Origin of the sequence: Mycobacterium kubicae (assembly GCF_015689175.1) — a bacterium.
In the GTDB taxonomy this organism is placed as follows: domain Bacteria; phylum Actinomycetota; class Actinomycetes; order Mycobacteriales; family Mycobacteriaceae; genus Mycobacterium; species Mycobacterium kubicae.
Window position 1 is genome coordinate 2914551 of record NZ_CP065047.1, and the last position, 19802, is coordinate 2934352.

Annotated in this window: 23 protein-coding genes; 13 read left to right on the forward strand and 10 right to left on the reverse strand. The window is 65.8% G+C overall.

Translation table 11 applies throughout. The features are described from left to right. Window positions 1-3: 3 nt before the first annotated feature. The 4 genes from I2456_RS13545 to lon all read right to left on the reverse strand — a co-directional run bounded on the left by I2456_RS13545 (window position 4) and on the right by lon (window position 4092). Window positions 4-642 (reverse strand): HhH-GDP family DNA glycosylase, encoded by a 639-nt coding sequence (locus tag I2456_RS13545; RefSeq protein ID WP_085074277.1) that lies wholly within the window; start codon window positions 640-642, stop codon window positions 4-6. A gap of 43 nt (window positions 643-685) precedes the next feature. Next, window positions 686-1018: a TfoX/Sxy family protein gene (locus tag I2456_RS13550; RefSeq protein ID WP_085074276.1), complete on the reverse strand. Its 333-nt coding sequence runs from the start codon at window positions 1016-1018 to the stop codon at window positions 686-688. A 71-nt stretch (window positions 1019-1089) separates the two neighbouring features. Next, a complete protein-coding gene (locus I2456_RS13555; RefSeq protein ID WP_241007933.1) occupies window positions 1090-1515 on the reverse strand; it encodes a hypothetical protein in 426 nt (141 codons plus the stop codon). 243 nt (window positions 1516-1758) lie between these two features. Next, window positions 1759-4092, reverse strand: coding sequence for an endopeptidase La (gene lon, locus I2456_RS13560; RefSeq protein WP_085074275.1), 2334 nt, complete (start codon window positions 4090-4092; stop codon window positions 1759-1761). Window positions 4093-4318: 226 nt separating this feature from the next. Here lon and I2456_RS13565 point away from each other — a divergent pair, with 226 nt between their 5' ends. Beyond that, entirely contained in the window at window positions 4319-4549 is a 231-nt protein-coding gene (locus I2456_RS13565) for a hypothetical protein (RefSeq protein ID WP_085074274.1), read from the forward strand. Here I2456_RS13565 and I2456_RS13570 read toward each other — a convergent pair whose 3' ends face one another. Further along, complete coding sequence (locus tag I2456_RS13570; RefSeq protein WP_085074273.1) at window positions 4550-5785, reverse strand: alpha-hydroxy acid oxidase; 1236 nt, start codon at window positions 5783-5785, stop codon at window positions 4550-4552. 70 nt (window positions 5786-5855) lie between these two features. On the opposite strand from I2456_RS13570, the gene I2456_RS13575 reads away from it, so the two are divergent. Further along, window positions 5856-6287, forward strand: a complete 432-nt coding sequence (locus tag I2456_RS13575) for a DUF1810 domain-containing protein (protein ID WP_068023718.1) — start codon at window positions 5856-5858, stop codon at window positions 6285-6287. A 3-nt stretch (window positions 6288-6290) separates the two neighbouring features. On the opposite strand, the gene I2456_RS13580 is transcribed toward I2456_RS13575, so the two are convergent. From I2456_RS13580 to I2456_RS13590, 3 genes are read right to left on the reverse strand one after another with little or no spacing between them, the layout of a single operon-like run. After that, window positions 6291-7598 (reverse strand): alpha-amylase family glycosyl hydrolase, encoded by a 1308-nt coding sequence (locus I2456_RS13580; protein ID WP_085074340.1) that lies wholly within the window; start codon window positions 7596-7598, stop codon window positions 6291-6293. Beyond that, window positions 7598-8134: an alkyl hydroperoxide reductase gene (locus tag I2456_RS13585; RefSeq protein WP_068023724.1), complete on the reverse strand. Its 537-nt coding sequence runs from the start codon at window positions 8132-8134 to the stop codon at window positions 7598-7600. The genes I2456_RS13580 and I2456_RS13585 overlap by 1 nt, the downstream gene beginning before the upstream one ends. A gap of 26 nt (window positions 8135-8160) precedes the next feature. Continuing rightward, on the reverse strand, window positions 8161-8748 hold the full coding sequence (locus tag I2456_RS13590) for a peroxiredoxin (RefSeq protein ID WP_085074272.1): 588 nt from the start codon (window positions 8746-8748) through the stop codon (window positions 8161-8163). A 115-nt stretch (window positions 8749-8863) separates the two neighbouring features. On the opposite strand from I2456_RS13590, the gene I2456_RS13595 reads away from it, so the two are divergent. From I2456_RS13595 to I2456_RS13610, 4 genes are read left to right on the forward strand one after another with little or no spacing between them, the layout of a single operon-like run. Continuing rightward, window positions 8864-9811, forward strand: coding sequence for a hydrogen peroxide-inducible genes activator (locus tag I2456_RS13595; protein WP_085074271.1), 948 nt, complete (start codon window positions 8864-8866; stop codon window positions 9809-9811). Window positions 9812-9820: 9 nt separating this feature from the next. Further along, window positions 9821-10519 (forward strand): EthD domain-containing protein, encoded by a 699-nt coding sequence (locus tag I2456_RS13600; RefSeq protein ID WP_085074270.1) that lies wholly within the window; start codon window positions 9821-9823, stop codon window positions 10517-10519. Between the two features lie 15 nt (window positions 10520-10534). Then, complete coding sequence (locus I2456_RS13605; RefSeq protein WP_085074269.1) at window positions 10535-10987, forward strand: PPOX class F420-dependent oxidoreductase; 453 nt, start codon at window positions 10535-10537, stop codon at window positions 10985-10987. 9 nt (window positions 10988-10996) lie between these two features. After that, window positions 10997-11752: an enoyl-CoA hydratase/isomerase family protein gene (locus I2456_RS13610; protein ID WP_085074268.1), complete on the forward strand. Its 756-nt coding sequence runs from the start codon at window positions 10997-10999 to the stop codon at window positions 11750-11752. Here I2456_RS13610 and I2456_RS13615 read toward each other — a convergent pair. Then, on the reverse strand, window positions 11733-11936 hold the full coding sequence (locus I2456_RS13615; RefSeq protein ID WP_068023736.1) for a (2Fe-2S)-binding protein: 204 nt from the start codon (window positions 11934-11936) through the stop codon (window positions 11733-11735). The genes I2456_RS13610 and I2456_RS13615 overlap by 20 nt on opposite strands. 297 nt (window positions 11937-12233) lie before the next feature. On the opposite strand from I2456_RS13615, the gene bfr reads away from it, so the two are divergent. The 7 genes from bfr to I2456_RS13650 all read left to right on the forward strand — a co-directional run bounded on the left by bfr (window position 12234) and on the right by I2456_RS13650 (window position 19284). Next, the gene (gene bfr / locus I2456_RS13620) at window positions 12234-12713 is read left to right on the forward strand and encodes a bacterioferritin (RefSeq protein ID WP_085074339.1); all 480 of its coding nucleotides are present in this window, start codon (window positions 12234-12236) and stop codon (window positions 12711-12713) included. A 172-nt stretch (window positions 12714-12885) separates the two neighbouring features. Next, complete coding sequence (locus tag I2456_RS13625; RefSeq protein WP_241007934.1) at window positions 12886-14922, forward strand: MDR family MFS transporter; 2037 nt, start codon at window positions 12886-12888, stop codon at window positions 14920-14922. 41 nt (window positions 14923-14963) lie between these two features. After that, complete coding sequence (locus I2456_RS13630) at window positions 14964-15458, forward strand: carboxymuconolactone decarboxylase family protein (protein ID WP_068156691.1); 495 nt, start codon at window positions 14964-14966, stop codon at window positions 15456-15458. Window positions 15459-15496: 38 nt separating this feature from the next. Beyond that, a complete protein-coding gene (locus tag I2456_RS13635) occupies window positions 15497-16849 on the forward strand; it encodes a type I glutamate--ammonia ligase (RefSeq protein WP_085074338.1) in 1353 nt (450 codons plus the stop codon). Beyond that, window positions 16846-17979, forward strand: a complete 1134-nt coding sequence (locus tag I2456_RS13640; protein WP_085074266.1) for an amidohydrolase family protein — start codon at window positions 16846-16848, stop codon at window positions 17977-17979. The genes I2456_RS13635 and I2456_RS13640 overlap by 4 nt, the downstream gene beginning before the upstream one ends. Before the next feature lie 31 nt (window positions 17980-18010). Then, window positions 18011-18844: a lysophospholipid acyltransferase family protein gene (locus I2456_RS13645; protein WP_068023743.1), complete on the forward strand. Its 834-nt coding sequence runs from the start codon at window positions 18011-18013 to the stop codon at window positions 18842-18844. After that, a complete protein-coding gene (locus I2456_RS13650; protein WP_085074265.1) occupies window positions 18844-19284 on the forward strand; it encodes an SRPBCC family protein in 441 nt (146 codons plus the stop codon). The genes I2456_RS13645 and I2456_RS13650 overlap by 1 nt, the downstream gene beginning before the upstream one ends. On the opposite strand, the gene I2456_RS13655 is transcribed toward I2456_RS13650, so the two are convergent. Beyond that, window positions 19281-19736, reverse strand: a complete 456-nt coding sequence (locus tag I2456_RS13655) for a limonene-1,2-epoxide hydrolase family protein (protein WP_085074264.1) — start codon at window positions 19734-19736, stop codon at window positions 19281-19283. The two genes, I2456_RS13650 and I2456_RS13655, sit on opposite strands and share 4 nt — an antisense overlap. Window positions 19737-19802 lie beyond the last annotated feature (66 nt).

Below are 19802 nucleotides of genomic sequence, written 5' to 3' on the forward strand. Positions count from 1 at the left end.
GGTTCAACCGGTCACCTGCCGGCGCACGTCGTCATCCAGTGACGCACGCACCAGGGCGGCCGCGAGTTCGGCGCTGGCGTTGCGCGGGGCCAGCGCACAGAGCTGGGTGGGATCGGTCGGCAGACCCAACTGCTTGGCCGTCGCGGTGGCGCGGTCGTCGAAATACGGCCGCACCCAGGTCCAGACGTCTTGTATCTCGCGCAGGTAGATATCAGCTCCGGTGTCGCCAATGCCTTTGAACTTCTTCAGCATTCGCTTGGCCGACTGGGGGTCGTGGTCACTGCGCCGGGCCAGTTCCCTTAGGTCGCCCGAGAATTCGTCGCGCACTCGCTCGGCGATCTCGGCGAGCCGGGTCGCCGAGCTTTCGTCGTAACGGACGTAATGGGCGCGACCGAAGGCGCTGATCATGGTGCCACGGTCGGCGGCCAGCACGGCTTTCGGCGTGCGTAGTCCTGTTTTGAACAGTTCTCGCACCGCGCGCATGGCGATGGTTGCGTCAATCGGCTTGCTGGACAACATGCACAACACCAACAGCTGGAACAGCGGCATGGGTTTGTCATCGAGGCGAATCCCAGCCTCGGCCGCATACGTGGTGCCGGCAACCTTGAGCAGCCGCCGCACCATTTGCCGCGACTTGTCCATGGTCAGCGGCGTACCCCTACGGCGATATGACAAACCGCGGGCGTCATTTGGCGGGCAGGGACAGCGCATAGCTGACGCCACGCGAGACCCAACTGTCCAGCTGTCGTTTGGTTTTCACTCCCTCGGCGGCGATGCGCAGCCAGCCGCGGGTTTCCCGACCGGCCATCACCATGGGGCTGACGTGGGCTCGATCGAGCAATTTGTCGGTGTCGGTGGGCGGCACTCGCACCATAATTCCGCCCTGCCCGCTTACCGCCACGGCCAGGTGCCCGCCGACCATGAAGGCCAGCCCACCGAACATGCGCTTTTCGTCCACGTCGGGCTGCGACGCGAGCAGCTCTCGGATCCGCTCAGCGAGGTCGGCGTCGTAGGCCATTGCTGGGTTGAGAGGTCGGAGACGCGAAGCAGCCGCCGCCATAAAGGCGGCGGCTGTCTTCTTCGGCTTCGCTAGGCATTCACCGCGATGAAGGCACCATCGGGCGTAATGACTCCCCAAGCCCCCGCGTCCGGGTTGAACACGACCGGGAAGGCCTGGTTGTACTGGGGAACGAAGAAGGTCGCCGGCTGTCCGTAGCGGACCGGGTCGTTGTAGTGCCCCGGCGGCGGGAATCCGTTCTGTCCGGGCGGAAGCGGGCTGCCCGGCCCCAAGCAGTTGGCACCCGGCCCGTAACAAATCGGGTTGTTGTTCGGCCCCGGCACGTTCGGACCCGGCCCATTCTGACCTGGGACGTCCGGCCCAGGGATGTTCGGGCCGGGGATGTTCGGGCCTGGTCCCGGCGGGTCAGCTGCGGCGAAACCGGCGCCCAGCCCGAGTGCGCCCGCTGCAAGACCACCGGTCATCGCCGCACCGGCGACGAATTGCTTGAACTTCATGGTGACTCCTTCTCTGCGCTTCGCTGCTATGGGGGCAGCTGACAGCAACTAGCTATGTTCGGTTAGTCCCATTGCCCCTGTTCGAGGCTTCAGGGATGACCCCCTGCCTCTGGGCTACCCCAGCCCGCCGATACGAAAACGCAATCTCCCAGAAATCTTCCAGCTTTCTCCCAGCTGTCTGACATGCGACTAGCAGTCTCAGTTGGGCGGCCGAGTGGAGCCGCCACCCGGCCGCCCGACCGATCAGGCCGCTGCCGTTGCCGTCGGCGCCGCCGACTCCAGCGCCTGCGTCACGATCTCGGCGACGTCGGTCATCGGTAGCACCGTGAGCGCATCGAGCACTTCGGCGGGCACGTCATCCAGATCCGGCTCGTTGCGTGCCGGAATGAACACCGTGGACAATCCGGCGCGCTGAGCGGCCAGCAGCTTCTGCTTGACCCCGCCGATCGGCAGCACGCGACCGTTCAAGGTCACTTCGCCGGTCATGCCGACATCGGAGCGAACCTGACGTCCGGTGGCCATCGACACCAGAGCGGTCACCATGGTGACGCCGGCCGACGGCCCGTCCTTGGGCACCGCCCCGGCGGGCACGTGCACGTGGATGCGCCGATCCAACGACTTCGGGTCGACCCCCAACTGAGCGGCATATGACCGCACGTAGGACAGCGCGATCTGCGCCGACTCCTTCATCACGTCACCCAACTGGCCGGTCAACTGCAGACCGGCTTCGCCGTCGGTAGCCCCGGCCTCGATGAAGAGCACGTCCCCGCCCAAGCCGGTGACGGCCAGGCCGGTGGCAACGCCCGGCACCGCGGTGCGTTCCGCCGACTCCGGGGTGAAGCGGGGCCGGCCCAGGTAGCCGACCAGATCCGGCTCGTCGATGACAAGCGGACCCGCTGACCCATCCGATCCGGGCGCGAGCTTGGTGGTCACCTTGCGCATCGCTTTGGCCAGCAACCGTTCGAACTGCCGAACCCCCGGCTCGCGGGTGTAATCGGCGGCGATCTTGCGCAGGGCGGCGTCGGTGACCACGACCTCGTCGTCGCTCAGCGCCGCCCGCTCGCGCTGACGCGGCAGCAAGTAGTCGCGGGCGATGGCCACCTTGTCGTCTTCGGTGTAGCCGTCGATCTGCACCAATTCCATGCGGTCCATCAGTGCCGAAGGGATGTTCTCGATCACGTTGGCCGTCGCCAGGAACACCACATCGGACAGGTCCAGATCCAGGTCCAGATAGTGGTCACGGAAGGTGTGGTTCTGCGCGGGGTCGAGCACCTCGAGCAGCGCCGCGCTCGGGTCGCCCCGATAGTCCGAGCCGACTTTGTCGATCTCGTCCAGCAGCACCACCGGGTTCATCGAACCCGCTTCACCGATGGCCCGCACGATCCGGCCGGGCAACGCGCCGACGTAGGTGCGCCGGTGCCCGCGGATCTCGGCCTCGTCGCGCACACCGCCTAGGGCGACGCGCACGAACTTGCGGCCCAGCGCCCGGGCCACGCTCTCACCCAGCGATGTTTTGCCGACACCGGGTGGGCCGGCCAGCACCATCACCGCACCGGAACCGCGGCCACCGACCACCTGCAGTCCCCGCTGGGCGCGCCGAGTGCGCACCGCCAGATATTCGACGATGCGGTCCTTGACGTCGTCCAGCCCGTGGTGATCGGCATCCAGAATTGCCCGGGCGGCCTGCAAATCCGTGGCGTCGTCAGTGCGGACGTTCCAGGGCAGGTCCAGCACGGTGTCCAGCCAGGTGCGGATCCAGCCGCTTTCCGGGCTCTGGTCGCTGGCGCGTTCGAGCTTGCCGACCTCGCGCAGCGCGGCCTCGCGCACCTTCTCGGGCAGCTCGGCAGCTTCCACGCGGGCCCGGTAGTCGTCCGAACCGTCGGGTTCGCCCTCGCCGAGTTCTTTGCGGATGGCGGCCAGCTGTTGGCGCAGCAGGAATTCCTTCTGCGTCTTCTCCATGCCGTCGCGCACGTCTTCGGCGATTTTGTCGTTGACCTCGACCTCGGCGAGGTGTTCGCCGGTCCAGTCGATCAACACGCGCAGCCGCTCGGCGACGTCGACTGTCTCCAGGAGCTGGCGCTTCTGCACGTCGGTCAGATACGAGGCGTACCCGGACGTGTCCGCCAATGCCGACGGATCGGTCAGCTGGTTGACGTAGTCGATGATCTGCCACGCTTCGCGCCGTTGCAGCATGGCCAGCAGTAACTTCTTGTATTCGGCTGCCAGCGCTTTGACTTCGTCGGTCACCGGTGTTTCGGGAACATAGGTCACCTCGACCCACAGCGCGGCACCCGGTCCGGTGGCGCCCGCTCCGATGTGCGCGCGACGCTCGCCGCGGACGACGGCGGCAGTTCCTCCGCCGGCGATCCTGCCCACCTGCAGAATCTTGGCCACTACGCCGTGTGTGGGATAGCGGTCCTCGAGCCGGGGGGCGATGAGCAGCTGGCGTGACTCGCTGGACTGAGCGGCGTCGACCGCCGCCCGCGCCGCGTCGTCGAGGGCAATGGGCACCACCATTCCCGGCAAGACGATGGTGTCGGTAGCGAACAGCACCGGCAGTGATATGGCTTCAGGCATCAATCCTCCAAAAGTTAAGCCTGATGCGCTCAACCCGGGCCGGCCGCCTTTTGTTCCCCGTCTGTGGTGAGCTACGTCGCGCTGGACGCCTCGGCGAGCCGCATCGTCGCTGGGCACACCGGTGATCCCCGAGAAGCCCGGGTTAACGCAAAATGAACAACCTTTGAACGTAGAATGTCCACCAAGAGGCCGGGCGGCTTAGTCGCAGTAGCGGAAGGACCCGCAAATGTTCACCAAAGTGCTTGTCAGCGCTGCGATGACACTTTCTTTCTTCGCCGTTGGCGCGGCGCCGACGAACGCCGAACCCGAGCTTTCCGAGCCGCACACCAGCCCGTTCGGCAGTCTCACCTGCGATTGCCAAGGTGTTCCTCCGGCCAAGGGCCCGGGTGCGGCCGATTTGGACCGGGGCATTCTGACGGCCCTGTCCGGTCAGGTAGACCATCCGCGCGACAAGTGACTACCGTGCTGGCCCCAGCCGGCGCAGTTGCGTGACGTGTTTGGGTGACAGCTCCTCCAGGCAACTCACGCCGAGCAACTGCATGGTGCGGGTAATCCCGTTCGCCAGAATCTCGATCGCACGTCGGGCGCCGGCCTCACCGCCGGCCATCAATCCATACAGGTAGGCCCGCCCGATCAGGGTGCACCGCGCGCCGAGGGCGACCGCCGCGACGATGTCAGCCCCGGACATGATGCCAGTGTCCAGCAGAATCTCGGTGTCGTTACCCAGTTCCCGAGCAACCGAGGGCAACAGGTGGAAAGGCACTGGCGCTCGATCTAGTTGGCGGCCACCGTGATTGGACAACACGATGCCGTCCACGCCGTGGTCAACCACCGCGCGGGCATCGTCGAGCGTCTGGATCCCTTTGACGACCAGCTTTCCTGACCATTGCGCCTTGATCCAGGCGAGGTCGTCGAAGGTGACTCCGGGGTCGAACATGGAGTCGAGGTATTGCGCGACCGTCCCGGGCCAGCGATCCAGGGACGCGAACGCCAGCGGCTCGGTGGTCAGCAGATCGAACCACCAGCGTGGTCGCGGCAACGCGTCCAGGACGGTGCGCACGGTGAGCGCCGGCGGTATCGACATTCCGTTGCGAACATCTCGCCGCCGGACGCCGGCGACCGGAACGTCGACCGTCACCAGCAGGGTGTCGAACCCCGCATCGGCGGCCCGCCGCACCAAGGCCATGGACCGATCGTGGTCGCGCCACATGTACAGCTGAAACCACTTGCGGCCCTGTGGCGCCGCGGCGACCACGTCTTCAATCGAGCTGGTGGCCAACGTCGACAGCGAGAACGGGATGCCGGCCGCGGCTGCCGCTCGAGCGCCGGCGACCTCACCTTCGGTGTGCATCAAGCGGGTGAACCCGGTCGGCGCGATCCCGAACGGCAAAGCCACTGGGCCCCCGAGCACATCCCACCCCGCGCGTATGTTTCGCACGTCGCGCAGAATCGTCGGGTGAAACTCGATGTCCTCGAAGGCTTGTCGGGCGCGTTGGATGGAGACTTCGTCCTCGGCCCCGCCGTCGGTGTAGTCAAAGGCCGCCCTGGGGGTCCGGCGTCGGGCGATGCGGCGCAGGTCTGCGATGGTCAACGCGTTGTCGAGGCGACGCTGCGTTCGGTCAAGCCGGGGCTTCTGGAATCGGATCAACGGGGCCAGGTCGCGGACCCGCGGTACGCGTCGCTCGACCGCCATCTACATCCGTCTCCGTCCTGCTCGAGTCAAGCCCACGCGGACCCTGCCCCCAGTGTGCAACCGTGGTCCTATGGATTCGGCAAGCGACCCCTACAACCTCAAGCGTTTCGTCAACGCCCAGGCTCCGGTCTACCGCAGAGTTGTCGAGGAACTGCGCGCCGGGCAAAAGCGGAGCCACTGGATGTGGTACATCTTCCCCCAACTCCGCGGGTTGGGCAGCAGCCAGATCGCCAACCAGTACGGCATTTCCTCACTTGACGAGGCCCGGGCGTATCTGGAACACGACATCCTGGGTCCGCGGCTGCGCGAGTGCGCCCGGCTGGTCGTGCAGGTCGAAGGACGCTCCGCTCGAGACATCTTCGGTTCGCCCGACGACCTCAAGTTGTCCTCGTCGATGACGTTGTTCGCCCGCGCCACCGACGACAACGCGGATTTTGTGGCAGTACTGGCCAAGTACTACGGCGGGGGAGAGGATCAGCGCACGGTCGCCCGGCTCAAATAGGCCTCAGGCCGGACTGAGTATGCGCCAACCGTGTGGCTCGACGACCACCGCGTCGAGGGTTTCCGGCGGCGGCGCCGACGATCCGGCGACTACTTGGCCTTGGGGCGCACCCAGCTCCGTCAGCCGGATCCGCAGTGGCTTGTCGTCGATGTTGAGTGCTACCAGCAGCACGTCATCGCCGTCGCGGGTCTCATACACGTACTGGCGGTTGTCCAGCCGCAGCGCCTTGGTCTTGGCGTTGTGCAACCAGGGGTGCCGGCGGCGCAGCCCAATCAAGTATCGATGCAATTCCCAAATCTGAACGCCCGACGGGTCCAGCTGCGGTGGCGGAGCACCGAATTCGGGTCGCACCGCGTCGTCGCCGCCGTAGCGCTCCTCCTTGACGCCGCGAAAATTCAACTCGTCACCGGCGTACAGGCTGGGGACGCCACCGACGGTCAACAGCACAACCAAGGCATGGGCCACCTGGGCGGGATTTTCCAGCCGGCTTGCGATGCGGGTGACGTCGTGATTGCCGATGAAGGTCAGCGGCGCAAAGCTGTCGAGGAATTCGTTGTGCCGCTGCATCGCCCAGTCCAGCTCGTAGAAGTTGCCGTCGTTGAGGCTGCTCCATATTGCTTTCCAAAGCTCGTACTGGGTAGCCGAGTCGAATCGGGCCGCGGTGACCTCGGCCGCATAGTCGCCGTGAATCAATTCCGCGACGAACCACGCGTCGGGGTGCCGGTCGCGGACCCTGGGCAGCACTTCGGACCAGAATTGTTGCGGCACAGCATAAGCCGCATCCAGACGCCATCCATCGGCGCCTCGTTGCAACCAGTGCGCCATGACGTCGACAACGTAGTCCACCACGTCGGGATTGCGGTGGTTGAGAGTGACGAGTTCGGAGTGGCCTTCGAAGGTGTGAAACCGACCGGGGCGGCCACGGAACCAGCGCGCCGACGACTCGTCATGCGGTGCCTGCTGGTGGCGCGCAAAGTCCAGGCCGACGTGATTGAACACGCCGTCGAGCAACACGCGTAGGCCGCGCCGACGGGCTTCGGCCACAAGGTGATCGAAGTCGCCGTCGTCGCCGAGGCGAGGATCGATGCGATAGTGATCCGTCGTGTCGTAACCGTGGGTGCGGGAAGCGAAGATGGGACCCAGCGCGATGCCGGAAGCGCCCAGTTCGATGGCGTGGTCAAACCAGTCGACGATCCGGCGCAGCCGATGTTCCCCTGGGCCGGGCGGGGTTTCGCTGGGGAACGCCCCGACGAAGCCCAGGGGATAGATCTGCCACCAGATCGCGTGCTGCACCCACGAAGGGGACACGATCAGCCGACGGCCGTGAGTGTCTGGGCGGCGGTGATGGCCTGTGCCACACCGGCGACGATGGCCGCGACCTTCAGTGCTTCGAGCACGGCCTCCCGGTCGACACCCGCCTCCCGCAAGGTGTGCTCGTGGGCGACCACGCAGTGCGCGCAACCGTTGATCGACGATACGGCGAAGCTCCACAGCTCGAAATTGGCTTTGTCCACCCCCGGGTTGCCGATGATGTTCATCCGCAGTCCGGGCCGCAGGTCGTCGTACTTGCCTTCCAGGAAGCCACGACCACGGTAGAACACATTGTTCATCCCCATGATCGAGGCCGCACCCAGGGCGGCGTTGTAGGCATCGGCCGACAGGTAATCACCGGCCTCGGCCGCGATCTCACTCAGCACCTGAGCGTTGCGGGTCGCCGCGGCACTGGCCAGCAGTGTGCCCCACAGCTGTTCCTCGTTGAGCGCCGTGCTGCGAGTGATCGAGCCCAAGTTGAGCTTGAGGTCCTTCGCATACTCGGGCAGCGCCGCTTTGAGGTTGTCCACACTCATCTCGACTCCAATCAGCCAGGTCCGAATTACGCTGACGCCTTGAGCAATTCGCCCGCGTCGATGGTCGGGTCGCCCTTACGCCAATTGCAGGCGCACAATTCGTCGGATTGCAAGGCATCCAGGACCCGCAGCACCTCGTCGACGTTACGCCCCACCGATCCGGCGGTCGCGGAGACGAACTGGATTTCGTTGTTCGGGTCGACGATGAAGGTGACCCGGTCCGCGACGCCGTCGGCGTTGAGCACGCCCGTCGCCAGGGCGAGTTCGCGCTTGATGTCCGAAAGCATCGGGAACGGAAGCTTCTTGAGGTCTTCGTGCTGGGCCCGCCACTGGAAGTGGACGAACTCGCTGTCGATCGAAACACCCAGGACCTGCGCGTCGCGGTCAGCGAATTCGTCGTTCAGCTTCCCGAACGCCGCGATCTCGGTTGGGCACACGAAGGTGAAGTCCTTGGGCCAGAAGAACACGACTCGCCACTGACCTTTGTGGTCGTCGCTGGAAATGGTGGTGAAGTAGTCACCGGGTTGCTTGGCGTCGACCTTCGACAGGTCACCGCCGATCAACGCGGTCAACTTGTAGGCCGGGAATTGGTCACCGATGGTGAGCAGGGACATAGCACTCCTTATTCGATATCTACACAAGGCTTTTCGAGGATTGCGCCCTCTGTACCCCATAGTGCCTGGGAGAAACTGTGCGGTAAAGGTGATTCCTGCCACTATACTAATCGGTATGACCGATAAGAACTATCAGCCCACCCTGGCCGGGCTGCGGGCGTTCGTAGCGGTGGCGGAAAAGCAGCATTTCGGAAGTGCCGCAGCCGCTTTGGGCGTCAGCCAGTCGACATTGTCACAGGCGTTGGCCGCGCTGGAGACCGGTCTGGACACCCAGCTCGTCGAGCGGTCGACGCGTCGGGTCTTCCTGACCGCTGACGGCACAGGGCTGCTGCCACTGGCCCAAGCCGCCGTCGAGGCCGCCGATGCCTTCACCACCGCGGCGGCCGGGGTCGCCGACCCGCTGCAGGGTGCCATCCGCCTGGGCCTGATTCCCACCGTCGCGCCCTACGTGCTGCCCACGGTGTTGGCCGGACTGAGCCGTCGGCTGCCCGAGCTGACGGTGCGGGTGATCGAGGACCAGACCGAACGCCTGCTCGGGTCCTTGCGGGAAGGCGCATTGGATGCCGCCTTGATCGCGTTGCCCTCCGAGGCAACCGGGGTGACGGAGATCCCGATCTATGAGGAGGACTTCATCCTGGCGCTGCCCCCCGGACACTCGCTGGCCGGCAAGCATCGGGTGCCTGCGGCCGCGTTGGCGGAGCTACCTCTGTTGTTGCTCGACGAAGGACACTGCCTGCGTGATCAGACCCTCGACGTCTGCCACAAAGCCGGGGTGCGGGCCGACCTCGCCGATACCCGGGCGGCATCACTGGCCACCGCCGTTCAATGCGTGATGGGCGGGCTGGGGGTCACGCTGATCCCGCAGAGCGCGGTGCCCGTTGAAGCCGCCCGCAGCCGGATCGCGCTGGCGGAGTTCGCCGCCCCGCGTCCCGGGCGGCGGATCGGCCTGGTGTTCCGGGCGTCCAGTGGACGCGACGAGGCTTATCGCCGCCTCGCCGGCATCATCGGGGACGTCATCAGCGCCGAACAGCCGGTCCGCCCGGCGAAAGACCACACACGTTAAGTTCGGCCCATGGAGAAGGTGATCGCCGTGCTCATGCGGGCAGAGCCGGACGACGAGTGGTGCAACCGGCAGCGCGGGCCGGTGGCCGATGCTTTGCTCGAGCTCGGCCTCCCCGGGCTTGCGGTCAATGTCCGAGACAGCGCGGTGCGCGATTCACTGATGACGTTGACGACGTTGGATCCACCGGTCGCCGCGGTGGTCAGCCTATGGACACAACAGTGCTATGGCGCGCAGCTGACGACAGCGCTGCGGGTGCTGAGCCGGGAATGCGACAGGCTCGCCGCTTATCTGGTGACCGAATCGGTACCGCTGGCTCCACCGGTGACCGAATCCGGCGCCCGCACCAGTGGATTGGCCAACGTCGCGCTGCTGCGGCGCCCTCCGGAGCTGGACCAGGCCACCTGGCTCGATCGCTGGCAACTCGACCATACGTCGGTCGCCATCGAAACCCAGGCGACATTCGGCTACACCCAGAATTGGGTGGCCCGAGCCCTCACCGCCGATGCGCCGGGAATCAGCGGCATCGTCGAGGAGTTGTTCCCTGCCGAAGCGGTCACCGACTTGAAGGCGTTCTTCGGTGCTGCCGACGACAACGATTTGCAAGACCGGCTGAACCGGATGGTCGCCAGCACAGCCGCGTTCGGCGCCAACACCAATATCGACACGGTGCCGACCAGCCGCTACGTCTACCGAACACCGTTTGGATGAGCGAGGGACCCGCCAATGAGCACATCGACGACACTGAGCGACGCGGTGAGTCTGGCCGCGGCGGAAAGCGGTCTGGCGGTCGTCTCTACCGTCCGCGCCGACGGCACCGTGCAGGCGTCGCTGGTCAACGTCGGACTGCTATCGCATCCAGCCAGCGGCGAGCAAGTGCTGGGATTCACCACGTACGGCAAGGTCAAGCTGGCCAATCTGCGGGCCCGCCCGCAACTTGCCGTGACGTTTCGCAACGGCTGGCAGTGGGCGACCGTCGAAGGCCGCACCGAATTGGTCGGTCCCGACGATGCCCAGCCCTGGCTCACCGACACCGATCAGCTGCGACTGCTCTTGCGTGAGGTGTTCACCGCGGCGGGCGGCACCCACGACGACTGGGACACCTACGACCGCGTCATGACCCAGGAGCGTCGCGCCGTGGTGCTGATCGAGCCGACCCGCGTCTACAGCAACGGTTAGGCTGCAGCGGTGACGCTGCTGATCGACGATGAGAACCGGGTACGGACCCTCACCCTGAATCGACCAGAAGCACTCAATGCGTTCAACGAAGCCCTTTACGACGCGACCGCGCAGGCGCTGTTGGACGCCGCCGAGGATCCGCAAGTCGCCGTCGTGCTGCTGACCGGCTCAGGGCGCGGTTTCAGCGCGGGCACCGATCTCGCCGAAATGCAGGCCCGCATCACCGACCCCGGCTTCACTCCGGGCAGGTACGGATTCCCAGGCCTGATCGACGCACTCAGCGCCTTCCCGAAACCGCTGATCTGCGCGGTGAACGGCGTGGGCGTAGGCATCGGTGCCACCATCCTGGGCTACGCCGACCTGGCCTTCATGTCGTCGACGGCCCGATTGAAGTGCCCGTTCACCAGCCTGGGTGTGGCACCGGAAGCAGCCTCGTCGTATCTGTTGCCGCAACTGGTCGGCCGGCAGAACGCCGCGTGGTTGTTGCTGTCCTCGGAATGGGTCGACGCCGACGAGGCGTTGCGGATGGGGCTGGTCTGGCGGGTGTGTGATCCGGACGCGCTGCTGACCGAGGCCCGCCGGCACGCCGAAATCCTGGCCGCGCGGCCGATTTCGAGTCTGATGGCGGTCAAGCACACGATGGTCGAGCCGGTCCGTCCGGAGATCGCCGCAGCGACCGCGCGGGAGAACGCTCACTTCGTCGAGTTGATGGGCGCCCAAGCCAACGCGGCGGCTTTGGAGGATTTCAGCAAACGGCGTCGGTAGCAGCCCGCAGCGCGGTGGTGTCGGTTGCGGCGGCGGCGATGATCGCCCGGATCGTCCGTCGGCACCGCCCGCAGTCTCCACCGGCTCCGCATGCGGCGGCGATTTCCTTGGAGGTCGATGCCCCCCGGGCGACGATGTCGCACACGGTCTGGTTGGTGGCCCCAACACAGAGGCATACGTACATTCAGCAAACCCCCATGCCGTGCCGGCGGACCGGCGGAGCCCAGCTATTCACACCCCGCATATTAGCCGAGTCTAACCTAAGTTCGTTAGCGCAGTCTAACCTAAGTCCAGTGCTTCTGGCCCATGCCTCCGCACAGCGTGACGCGCCCGGGGCGTGAGACGGTGTGCCCGCAGACCCCTGTCCTGCACTAGATTTAGACGGCCAGCAAAATGTGCTGCTAGGACCGCGCGGGTGAGCTCCAGCCCAGCCTCCCGTCGTGGTTCGCGATGACAGCCTTCACACCCATAAGGAGTGATCATGCAAGGTGATCCGGACGTTTTGCGCCTGCTCAACGAGCAACTGACCAGCGAGCTCACCGCCATCAACCAATACTTCCTGCACTCGAAGATGCAGGACAACTGGGGTCTCACCGAGCTGGCACAGCACACCCGCGAGGAATCCTTCGACGAGATGCGGCACGCCGAGGCGATCACCGACCGGATCCTGCTGCTCGACGGCCTGCCGAACTACCAGCGCATCTTCTCGTTGCGGATCGGCCAGACGCTGCGTGAGCAGTTCGAGGCCGACCTAGCTATCGAGTACGAGGTACTGGACCGGCTCAAGCCAGGCATCCTGTTGTGCCGGGAAAAACAGGACAGCACCAGCGCCGTGCTGCTCGAGAAGATCGTGGCCGACGAGGAACTGCACATCGACTACTTGGAGACGCAACTGGAGTTGATGGACAAGTTGGGCGAGGAGCTGTACTCCGCTCAGTGCGTTTCGCGCCCACCGAGCTGACAGCGGGGGGGTCGGTGACGCTGGGCGCACTCAGCGACAGCGGTAGCCGCCATCGCGTGATTGCCGTTGGCCCACAAAGGGCACCCGTCAGGATCTGACGCCCAGAAAGGCCGAGAAAGGCAGCATGACAAGCGCGACACCATCAGCCGTGACGGCGGCCCGCCCCACTGCCATGGCACCGAGTAGCACGCTGATCAGCCCGCAACGGCGCAACCTGATCTTCCTGGCGATCGTGCTCGGCATGCTGCTGGCGGCACTGGATCAGACCATCGTCGCGACCGCCCTGCCGACCATCGTCGCCGACTTGGGCGACGCGGGACGGCAATCCTGGGTGGTGACCAGCTACCTGTTGGCGTCCACAATCGTCACCGCGCTCGTCGGCAAGCTCGGCGACGTGTTCGGGCGCAAGCGGGTCTTCCAGGCCGCTGTGGTGTCGTTCGTCATCGGCTCGGTGCTGTGCGGATTGGCCCAATCGATGGCCATGCTGGTGGGGGCGCGGGCGCTGCAGGGCATCGGCGGGGGTGGCATCACCGTGACCGCCAGCGCGTTGATCGGCGAAGTGGTGCCGCTGCGCGAACGCGGCCGCTATCAAGGCATCCTCGGGGCGGTCTTCGGCGTCACGACGGTGGTCGGTCCGTTGCTCGGCGGCTATTTCACCGACTACCTGACCTGGCGCTGGGCGTTCTGGATCAACATTCCGGTATCGGTGGTGGTGATCTTCGTGGCCGCCGCGGCGATACCCGCGCTGACCGCCGCCACCAAGCCGATCATCGACTACGCCGGCATTGTGTTCATCGGCCTGGGCGCCTCCGCGCTGACCCTGGCCACCAGCTGGGGCGGGACCCGGTACCCATGGGGCTCGACCACCATCATCGGTCTGTTCGTCGGTGCGGTGGTGGCGCTCGGCGTGTTCGTGTGGGTGGAAAACCGCGCCACCGAACCGATTCTGCCGATCCGGCTCTTCGGTAGTCCGGTGTTCACCGTGTGCTGTGTGCTGTCCTTCGTCGTCGGTTTCGCGATGCTGGGCGCGATGACGTTCCTGCCGACCTACATGCAGTACGTCAATGGCGTCTCGGCGACCACGTCGGGTCTGCGCACCCTGCCGATGGTGGTCGGCATGCTCATCACCTCCACCGGCAGCGGCACCTTGGTTGGGCGCACCGGCCGGTACAAACTGTTTCCGGTGGCGGGCACCGCCATCATGGCCACCGCCTTTGTGTTGATGTCGCGCATGGACCCTGCCACGTCGGCGCTGGTGCAGTCGCTGTACTTGCTGCTTCTGGGTGCGGGTATCGGCCTGTCCATGCAGGTGCTGGTGCTCATCGTGCAGAACACCTCGAACTTCGAGGACCTCGGCGTTGCCACCTCCGGTGTGACGTTCTTCCGGACTATCGGAAGTTCGTTCGGGGCAGCCATTTTCGGGTCATTGTTCGTCAACTTCCTCAACCGCAGGCTGGGTCCCGCGCTGGCGGCCAGCGGGGCGTCGCCCGAAGCGGTGAGTTCTCCGGCGGCCCTGCATCGTCAACCACACAACGTGGCCGCGCCGATCGTGCAGGCTTATTCCGAATCGCTGAGCCAGGTCTTTCTCTGGGCCGCACCGGTGGCCGCGGTCGGCTTCGTGTTGGCGTTGTTCCTGCGCGAAGTTCCGCTGCGCGACATCCACAACAGCGCCGTCGACATCGGCGACGGCTTCGGAATGCCCAGCACCGATACCCCGGAGAGCTTGCTGGAGAACGCGATTGCGCGGATGCTGCGCGGGGACCCGGGGGTCCGACTGCGCAGCATCGCGATGCGGCCCGATTGCCGACTCGACGTGGCCGGGTTGTGGGGCGTCATGCGGGTCAACCGCTTCGGCCAATTCTTCGGTACCGCTCGGTTGACTGACATCGCCGACTATCTGCGGGTGCCGTTCGAGGTACTGGAACCCACGTTCACCCGCCTGGCCGCCACCGGTTACATCCTGCGCGACGGTGACCGGATGTGGCTGACGCCGGCGGGCGTCCAGCAAGTGGACTACGTGTACTCACTGTTGCTGGGTTGGATCATGGACAAGTTGGAGCGGTCCCCGGGGTTCGCCGGTCGCCCGGATCGCCGGCACGTCGAGGACGCCCTCGGGCATGTCGCGTATCGCCTTCTCGTACAACGGGATTGGGGTGGTGACGCGCCAACCATGGCGATCGCCGGATCACACGCCGGCGCCGCCACCTAACCGTTTGCCCCGGCCGGTCGGCGCGGGCGTACCATCTCGCCATGAGCCGAATCGGAACCTTCGCCGACGACGACCTGGCCGGCTGGATTGGGAAATCACCCGAACTCGGTAGCGCACTGGCCAACTTCAGCCGGGCGGTCTACACCAGCAACCGGCTGCCGTTGCGTACCCGCGAGCTGGCGCGCGCCGTGATCGCCAACAACAACGAGTGCGTTGTGTGCGCCAACACCCGCGATGCCGACGGGCCGGCCGCCGGTGTCGACGAAGACCTCTACGAGCACGCGGCGCAGTGGCGCACCTGGCCGGGTTACAGCGATCAGGAGCGGCTGGCCGCCGAGTTCGCGCACCGGTTCTCCACCGAACACACCGTGCTGCGCGATGACGAGGACTTCTGGGCCAGGGCGAGCGAGCACTTCTCCGAGGAGTTGCTCGCCGACCTGGCGCTGTCGTGCGCCCTGTGGGTCGGCATGGGTCGCGTCCTGCGGACTCTCGACATCGGTCAGGCCTGCAAACTGACCTTGCCCAGCCGCGCGTGAAAGCACGCGGCTGACACCAGCGCTGCACAATGGCTGCCATGACAGCCACTCCGCTTGCCGCCGCGGCGATCGCCCAATTGGAAGCCGAGGGCGTCGACACCGTCATCGGCACCGTGGTCAATCCCGCCGGCTTGATCAACGCCAAGACGGTGCCGATCCGGCGGACCAACACGTTCGCCGATCCCGGGTTGGGGGCCAGCCCGGTGTGGCACGCCTTCACCATCGACCAGACCGGCATCGCCTACAACGACAACGTCAGTGTGGTCGGCGATCAACGCATCCGCATCGATCTTTCGGCCCTGCGCATCATCGGCGACGGCTTGGCGTGGGCACCCGCATCGTTCTTCGACCAGGACGGCACCCCGGTTGCGGCCTGTACCCGCGGAACGCTGCACCGCGTCGAAACCGCGCTCGCCGACGCCGGTGTCGAGGCGCTCGTCGGCCACGAGATCGAGTTCGTCCTCGTCGGGCCCGATGGGCACCAACTGCCCGCCACGCTGTGGGCGCAGTACGGGTTGGCCGGGATACTCGAGCGAGAGTCGTTCATCCGTGACGTCATCGGTGCGGCGACGTCGGCCGGTGTAGCGATCGAGCAGTTCCATCCCGAGTCGGGAGCCAACCAGTTCGAGGTGTCGTTGGCCCCGCACCCGCCGGTGGCGGCCGCCGACCAGATGGTGTTGCTGCGGATCATCCTCGGGCGAGCGGCGCGCCGGCACGGGCTGCGCATCAGTCTCTCGCCGGCGCCGTTCGCCGGCAGCGTGGGATCCGGTGCCCACCAGCACTTCTCACTGACTACCTCGCAGGGACCGTTGTTTTCCGGTGGACCGGGGCCCGGCGGCATGACAGCGGCGGGGCAGAGCGCGGTGGCCGGTGTGCTGCGCGGACTGCCGCAGGCGCAGGGCATGTTGTGCGGGTCGATCGTGTCGGCCTTGCGGATGCGGCCGGGCAACTGGGCGGGAGCTTACGCGTGTTGGGGCGTCGAGAACCGAGAGGCGGCCGTTCGATTCGTCAAGGCCAATGTCGGCAACCCGCGCGGCGGCAACGTCGAAGTCAAAGTCGTCGATCCTGCCGCGAACCCGTATCTCGCGTCGGCGGCGATCTTGGGGCTCGCGCTCGACGGGATTACCAGCGAAGCGGTGCTGCAACCGGAAACAACCGTCGATCCCGGTGCGCTTTCCGATTCCGAACGAAGCCGTGCCGGTACCGTGCTGCTGCCCGAATCTCAGACGGAAGCCATTGCCGCGCTTGACGAGTCACAACTGATGCGATCAATCCTGGGCGACGCCGTGGTCGACCTCGTCGTTGCGGTCCGGCGGATGGAACATGACCGTTACGGTGACCTCGATCCGGAGGCTCTGGCGGATAAATTCCGGATGGCCTGGAGCGTATGACCGGGCCAGGGCAGTCGCACCTCTCCGGTTCGGCGCTGGGGGAGCACATCAGCGAAGTGGTGCTGATCGATCAGCACATGCACGGCTGTTGGCTGACCCCCGGAGACCGGAGACGCTTCGAGAACGCCCTCAATGAGGCCAACACCGAACCCTTGGCCGCGTTCGACTCCGGCTTCGATTCACAACTCGGTTTTGCCCTGCGGGCCCACTGCGGCCCCGTCCTCGGCCTACCCGAACATGTTGATCCAGACGGATATTGGGCGCATCGCAGTCGATTCGACGAGGTCGAGTTGGCCCGGCGGTTCCTGCCGGCCGCGCGGGTGAGCAACTGGCTCGTCGATACCGGCATCGGCTCGGACATCGCCGGAGTGGTCGAGCTGGCCGATCTCTCGGGAAGCGCCGCACACGAGGTGGTCCGCCTGGAACAGGTGGCCGAGCAGGCCGCACAGACTTCGGGAGACTACGCGGCTGCGTTCGAAGAGATCCTAGGCCACCGTGCCGCGACGGCGGTCGGCACCAAGTCCATCCTGGCCTACCGCGGCGGGTTCGACGGCGACTTGACTGAGCCTTCGCCGGGGCAGGTGGCCGCGGCCGCCCAGCGGTGGCGCGAGGAGGGCGGCGTCGGCCTGCGGGACCGGATTCTGCTCCGCTTCGGACTGCACCAAGCGTTGCGCTTGGGCATGCCGATGCAGCTGCACGTCGGCCTGGGTGACCGGGACTGTGACCTGCACAAGACCAATCCGCTGTATCTGCTCGACTTCTTGCGCCAGTCGGGTGACACCCCGATTGTGTTGTTGCACTGCTATCCCTACGAGCGCGAAGCGGGCTATCTCGCCCAAGCGTTCAACAACGTTTACGTCGACTGCGGGTTGAGCGTGAACCACCTCGGCGCCCGGGCGGCGGCGTTCCTGGGCCGGATGCTCGAGCTGGCACCGTTTCGGAAAATCCTGTATTCCTCGGACGGGTACGGTCCCGCAGAGCTGCACTTCCTCGGTGCAAGGTTGTGGCGCAACGGAATTCACCGGGTGTTGCGCGAGTTCGTGGACGGCGGCGACTGGAGTGGGGCCGACGCGATCCGGGTGGTCGACCTGATCGCCCGGGACAACGCCGCGCGCATCTACCGCGTTTGACCACCGGTGACACCGGGGTATATAGGCGATCATGGCCACCCTCGGGGATGTCTTGGACTGGGCCCGCAAGCAAGTCGTCTCGCGGGTGCCCAAAGCCGATCTCGACCAGCGCGACCCCGACTACATTCGCGACCAGCTGCCCGGGACCTGGCTGTTGGCGTCGTTGTACTTCCGCGCCGACGTGCGACACCTGGACCGCATTCCTGCCGACGGACCGGTGCTGCTGGTCGGCAACCACAGCGGCGGCAACGTCCCGCCGGACACCTTCGTGTTCACCCTCGCGTTCTGCTCCTACTTCGGCGTGGAGCGCCCCTTCTACCAGCTGGCCCACAATCTCGTGGTATCCGCGCCGCCGCTGGGCTGGCTGCGCAAGTTCGGCACGGTGGCCGCCAACCATGAGAATGCGCGTTTGGCGCTGGAGTCCGGCGCCGCGCTGCTGGTTTATCCCGGTGGCGACTACGAGGTGTTCCGGCCATCGTGGGAGCGGCACAAAGTCGACTTCGGCGGTCGCATGGGCTATGTGCGACTGGCCCGGGAAGCCGGTGTGCCGATAGTGCCGGTCGCCAGCGTCGGCGGCCAGGAAAGCGCGTTGTTCCTCGACCGCGGTCAATGGCTGGCCAAGCTGTTGATGACCGACAAATTGTTGCGGCTCAAAAGCATTCCGATATCGCTGGCACTACCGTGGGGCCTGAACATCAGCGACCTGGCCGGGCACATCCCGCTGCCGACCAAGATCGTGATCGAGGTGCAAGATCCTATCGAGGTCGACGGTGATGACCAGGCCGTGCACGACAAAGTGATGGGCAGCCTGCAGGCCGGGGTCGACCGCCTGGCCGCCGAACGTCGGTTTCCGGTGATCGGCTGATGCGCGTCGAACGCCGCTGCGTGATCAACGCCGACCGCGACGCGGTCTGGAAGGTCGTCAGCAACCCGGACTGCTATCCGTCGTTCATGAGCAACCTGGAGCGGTGGGAGACCGCGAATGACCAGCCCCCGGGCGTGGGCGCGCGCTATACCGTGCACTGGAAGATCGGTTCCGTTCCCGTCGGTGGCCTGATCGAAGTGGTCGAGTTCGACGAGGGGCGGGACTTGGCTTTCGTCGGGATCACCGGTGTTACGCTGCGCGGCCGGATCCGGCTACGGGATTCCTCCGATGGCCGCACCAAGGTGACTTTCCGGCTGTCGTATCAAGCGCCCGGCGGCTTACTGGGCTACATTGCCGATCGCATCGCCGTGCGTCAGGTGGGCCGGACGCTGTCGGACACCCTCAAGCGCCTCAAGGGGCTCACCGAGCCCGGCGCCTAGACCAAGCCGGTTGCGTCGAACACCCAGGAAGTGTCGACGGCGAGGTTCTCGAAGTAGTTCGGCGGGGCGAAGCTCGACAGGCTGGCTACGTCCCAATAGTCCTTCCATAGTGCAATTTTCCCGTCGAGCACTTTGTGTACCGTGACGAACCTCAGCACCCCTTGTTCGCCGGTCTTGAACGTCCACGTCTCGGAGTGCTCATACATCACGTCGGCGCCGTCGCACAGCAACAGCCCGTCGTGATTCTCATATCCCGCCAGCGGCTCCAGCCCGATCTTGAGTCGCGTCACGATGTCTTCGGGTCCGCGGGCCGAGACCGCAGGCACCGGCATGTCGACGTAAAGGCAATCAGCGGTCAGAAACGTTTTGACCGCATCCCAGTCTCGCCTCGAAAGTGCCGCCCAGAGCCCGAGTACGACGTCTTGTGCCGTGCTGGTTGATACGTCGCTCATAGCCGGTCAATTAACGCGGTCACCGGCCCGGTGTCAACCACAGCTTCCTCGCGCATACTCGCCAAC

Bases quoted from the DNA above. Each gene is read 5' to 3' on its own strand.
- I2456_RS13565 (WP_085074274.1), top strand. From the start codon at position 4,319: ATGTTCACCAAAGTGCTTGTCAGCGCTGCGATGACACTTTCTTTCTTC.
- I2456_RS13650 (WP_085074265.1), top strand. From the start codon at position 18,844: ATGCGCGTCGAACGCCGCTGCGTGATCAACGCCGACCGCGACGCGGTC.
- I2456_RS13605 (WP_085074269.1), top strand. From the start codon at position 10,535: ATGAGCACATCGACGACACTGAGCGACGCGGTGAGTCTGGCCGCGGCG.
- I2456_RS13585 (WP_068023724.1), bottom strand. From the start codon at position 8,134: ATGAGTGTGGACAACCTCAAAGCGGCGCTGCCCGAGTATGCGAAGGAC.
- I2456_RS13655 (WP_085074264.1), bottom strand. From the start codon at position 19,736: ATGAGCGACGTATCAACCAGCACGGCACAAGACGTCGTACTCGGGCTC.
- I2456_RS13545 (WP_085074277.1), bottom strand. From the start codon at position 642: ATGGACAAGTCGCGGCAAATGGTGCGGCGGCTGCTCAAGGTTGCCGGC.
- I2456_RS13555 (WP_241007933.1), bottom strand. From the start codon at position 1,515: ATGAAGTTCAAGCAATTCGTCGCCGGTGCGGCGATGACCGGTGGTCTT.
- I2456_RS13630 (WP_068156691.1), top strand. From the start codon at position 14,964: ATGAGCCGAATCGGAACCTTCGCCGACGACGACCTGGCCGGCTGGATT.
- I2456_RS13550 (WP_085074276.1), bottom strand. From the start codon at position 1,018: ATGGCCTACGACGCCGACCTCGCTGAGCGGATCCGAGAGCTGCTCGCG.
- I2456_RS13595 (WP_085074271.1), top strand. From the start codon at position 8,864: ATGACCGATAAGAACTATCAGCCCACCCTGGCCGGGCTGCGGGCGTTC.
- I2456_RS13625 (WP_241007934.1), top strand. From the start codon at position 12,886: ATGGCACCGAGTAGCACGCTGATCAGCCCGCAACGGCGCAACCTGATC.
- bfr (WP_085074339.1), top strand. From the start codon at position 12,234: ATGCAAGGTGATCCGGACGTTTTGCGCCTGCTCAACGAGCAACTGACC.
- I2456_RS13600 (WP_085074270.1), top strand. From the start codon at position 9,821: ATGGAGAAGGTGATCGCCGTGCTCATGCGGGCAGAGCCGGACGACGAG.
- I2456_RS13615 (WP_068023736.1), bottom strand. From the start codon at position 11,936: ATGTACGTATGCCTCTGTGTTGGGGCCACCAACCAGACCGTGTGCGAC.
- I2456_RS13640 (WP_085074266.1), top strand. From the start codon at position 16,846: ATGACCGGGCCAGGGCAGTCGCACCTCTCCGGTTCGGCGCTGGGGGAG.
- I2456_RS13570 (WP_085074273.1), bottom strand. From the start codon at position 5,785: ATGGCGGTCGAGCGACGCGTACCGCGGGTCCGCGACCTGGCCCCGTTG.
- lon (WP_085074275.1), bottom strand. From the start codon at position 4,092: ATGCCTGAAGCCATATCACTGCCGGTGCTGTTCGCTACCGACACCATC.
- I2456_RS13590 (WP_085074272.1), bottom strand. From the start codon at position 8,748: ATGTCCCTGCTCACCATCGGTGACCAATTCCCGGCCTACAAGTTGACC.
- I2456_RS13645 (WP_068023743.1), top strand. From the start codon at position 18,011: ATGGCCACCCTCGGGGATGTCTTGGACTGGGCCCGCAAGCAAGTCGTC.
- I2456_RS13575 (WP_068023718.1), top strand. From the start codon at position 5,856: ATGGATTCGGCAAGCGACCCCTACAACCTCAAGCGTTTCGTCAACGCC.
- I2456_RS13635 (WP_085074338.1), top strand. From the start codon at position 15,497: ATGACAGCCACTCCGCTTGCCGCCGCGGCGATCGCCCAATTGGAAGCC.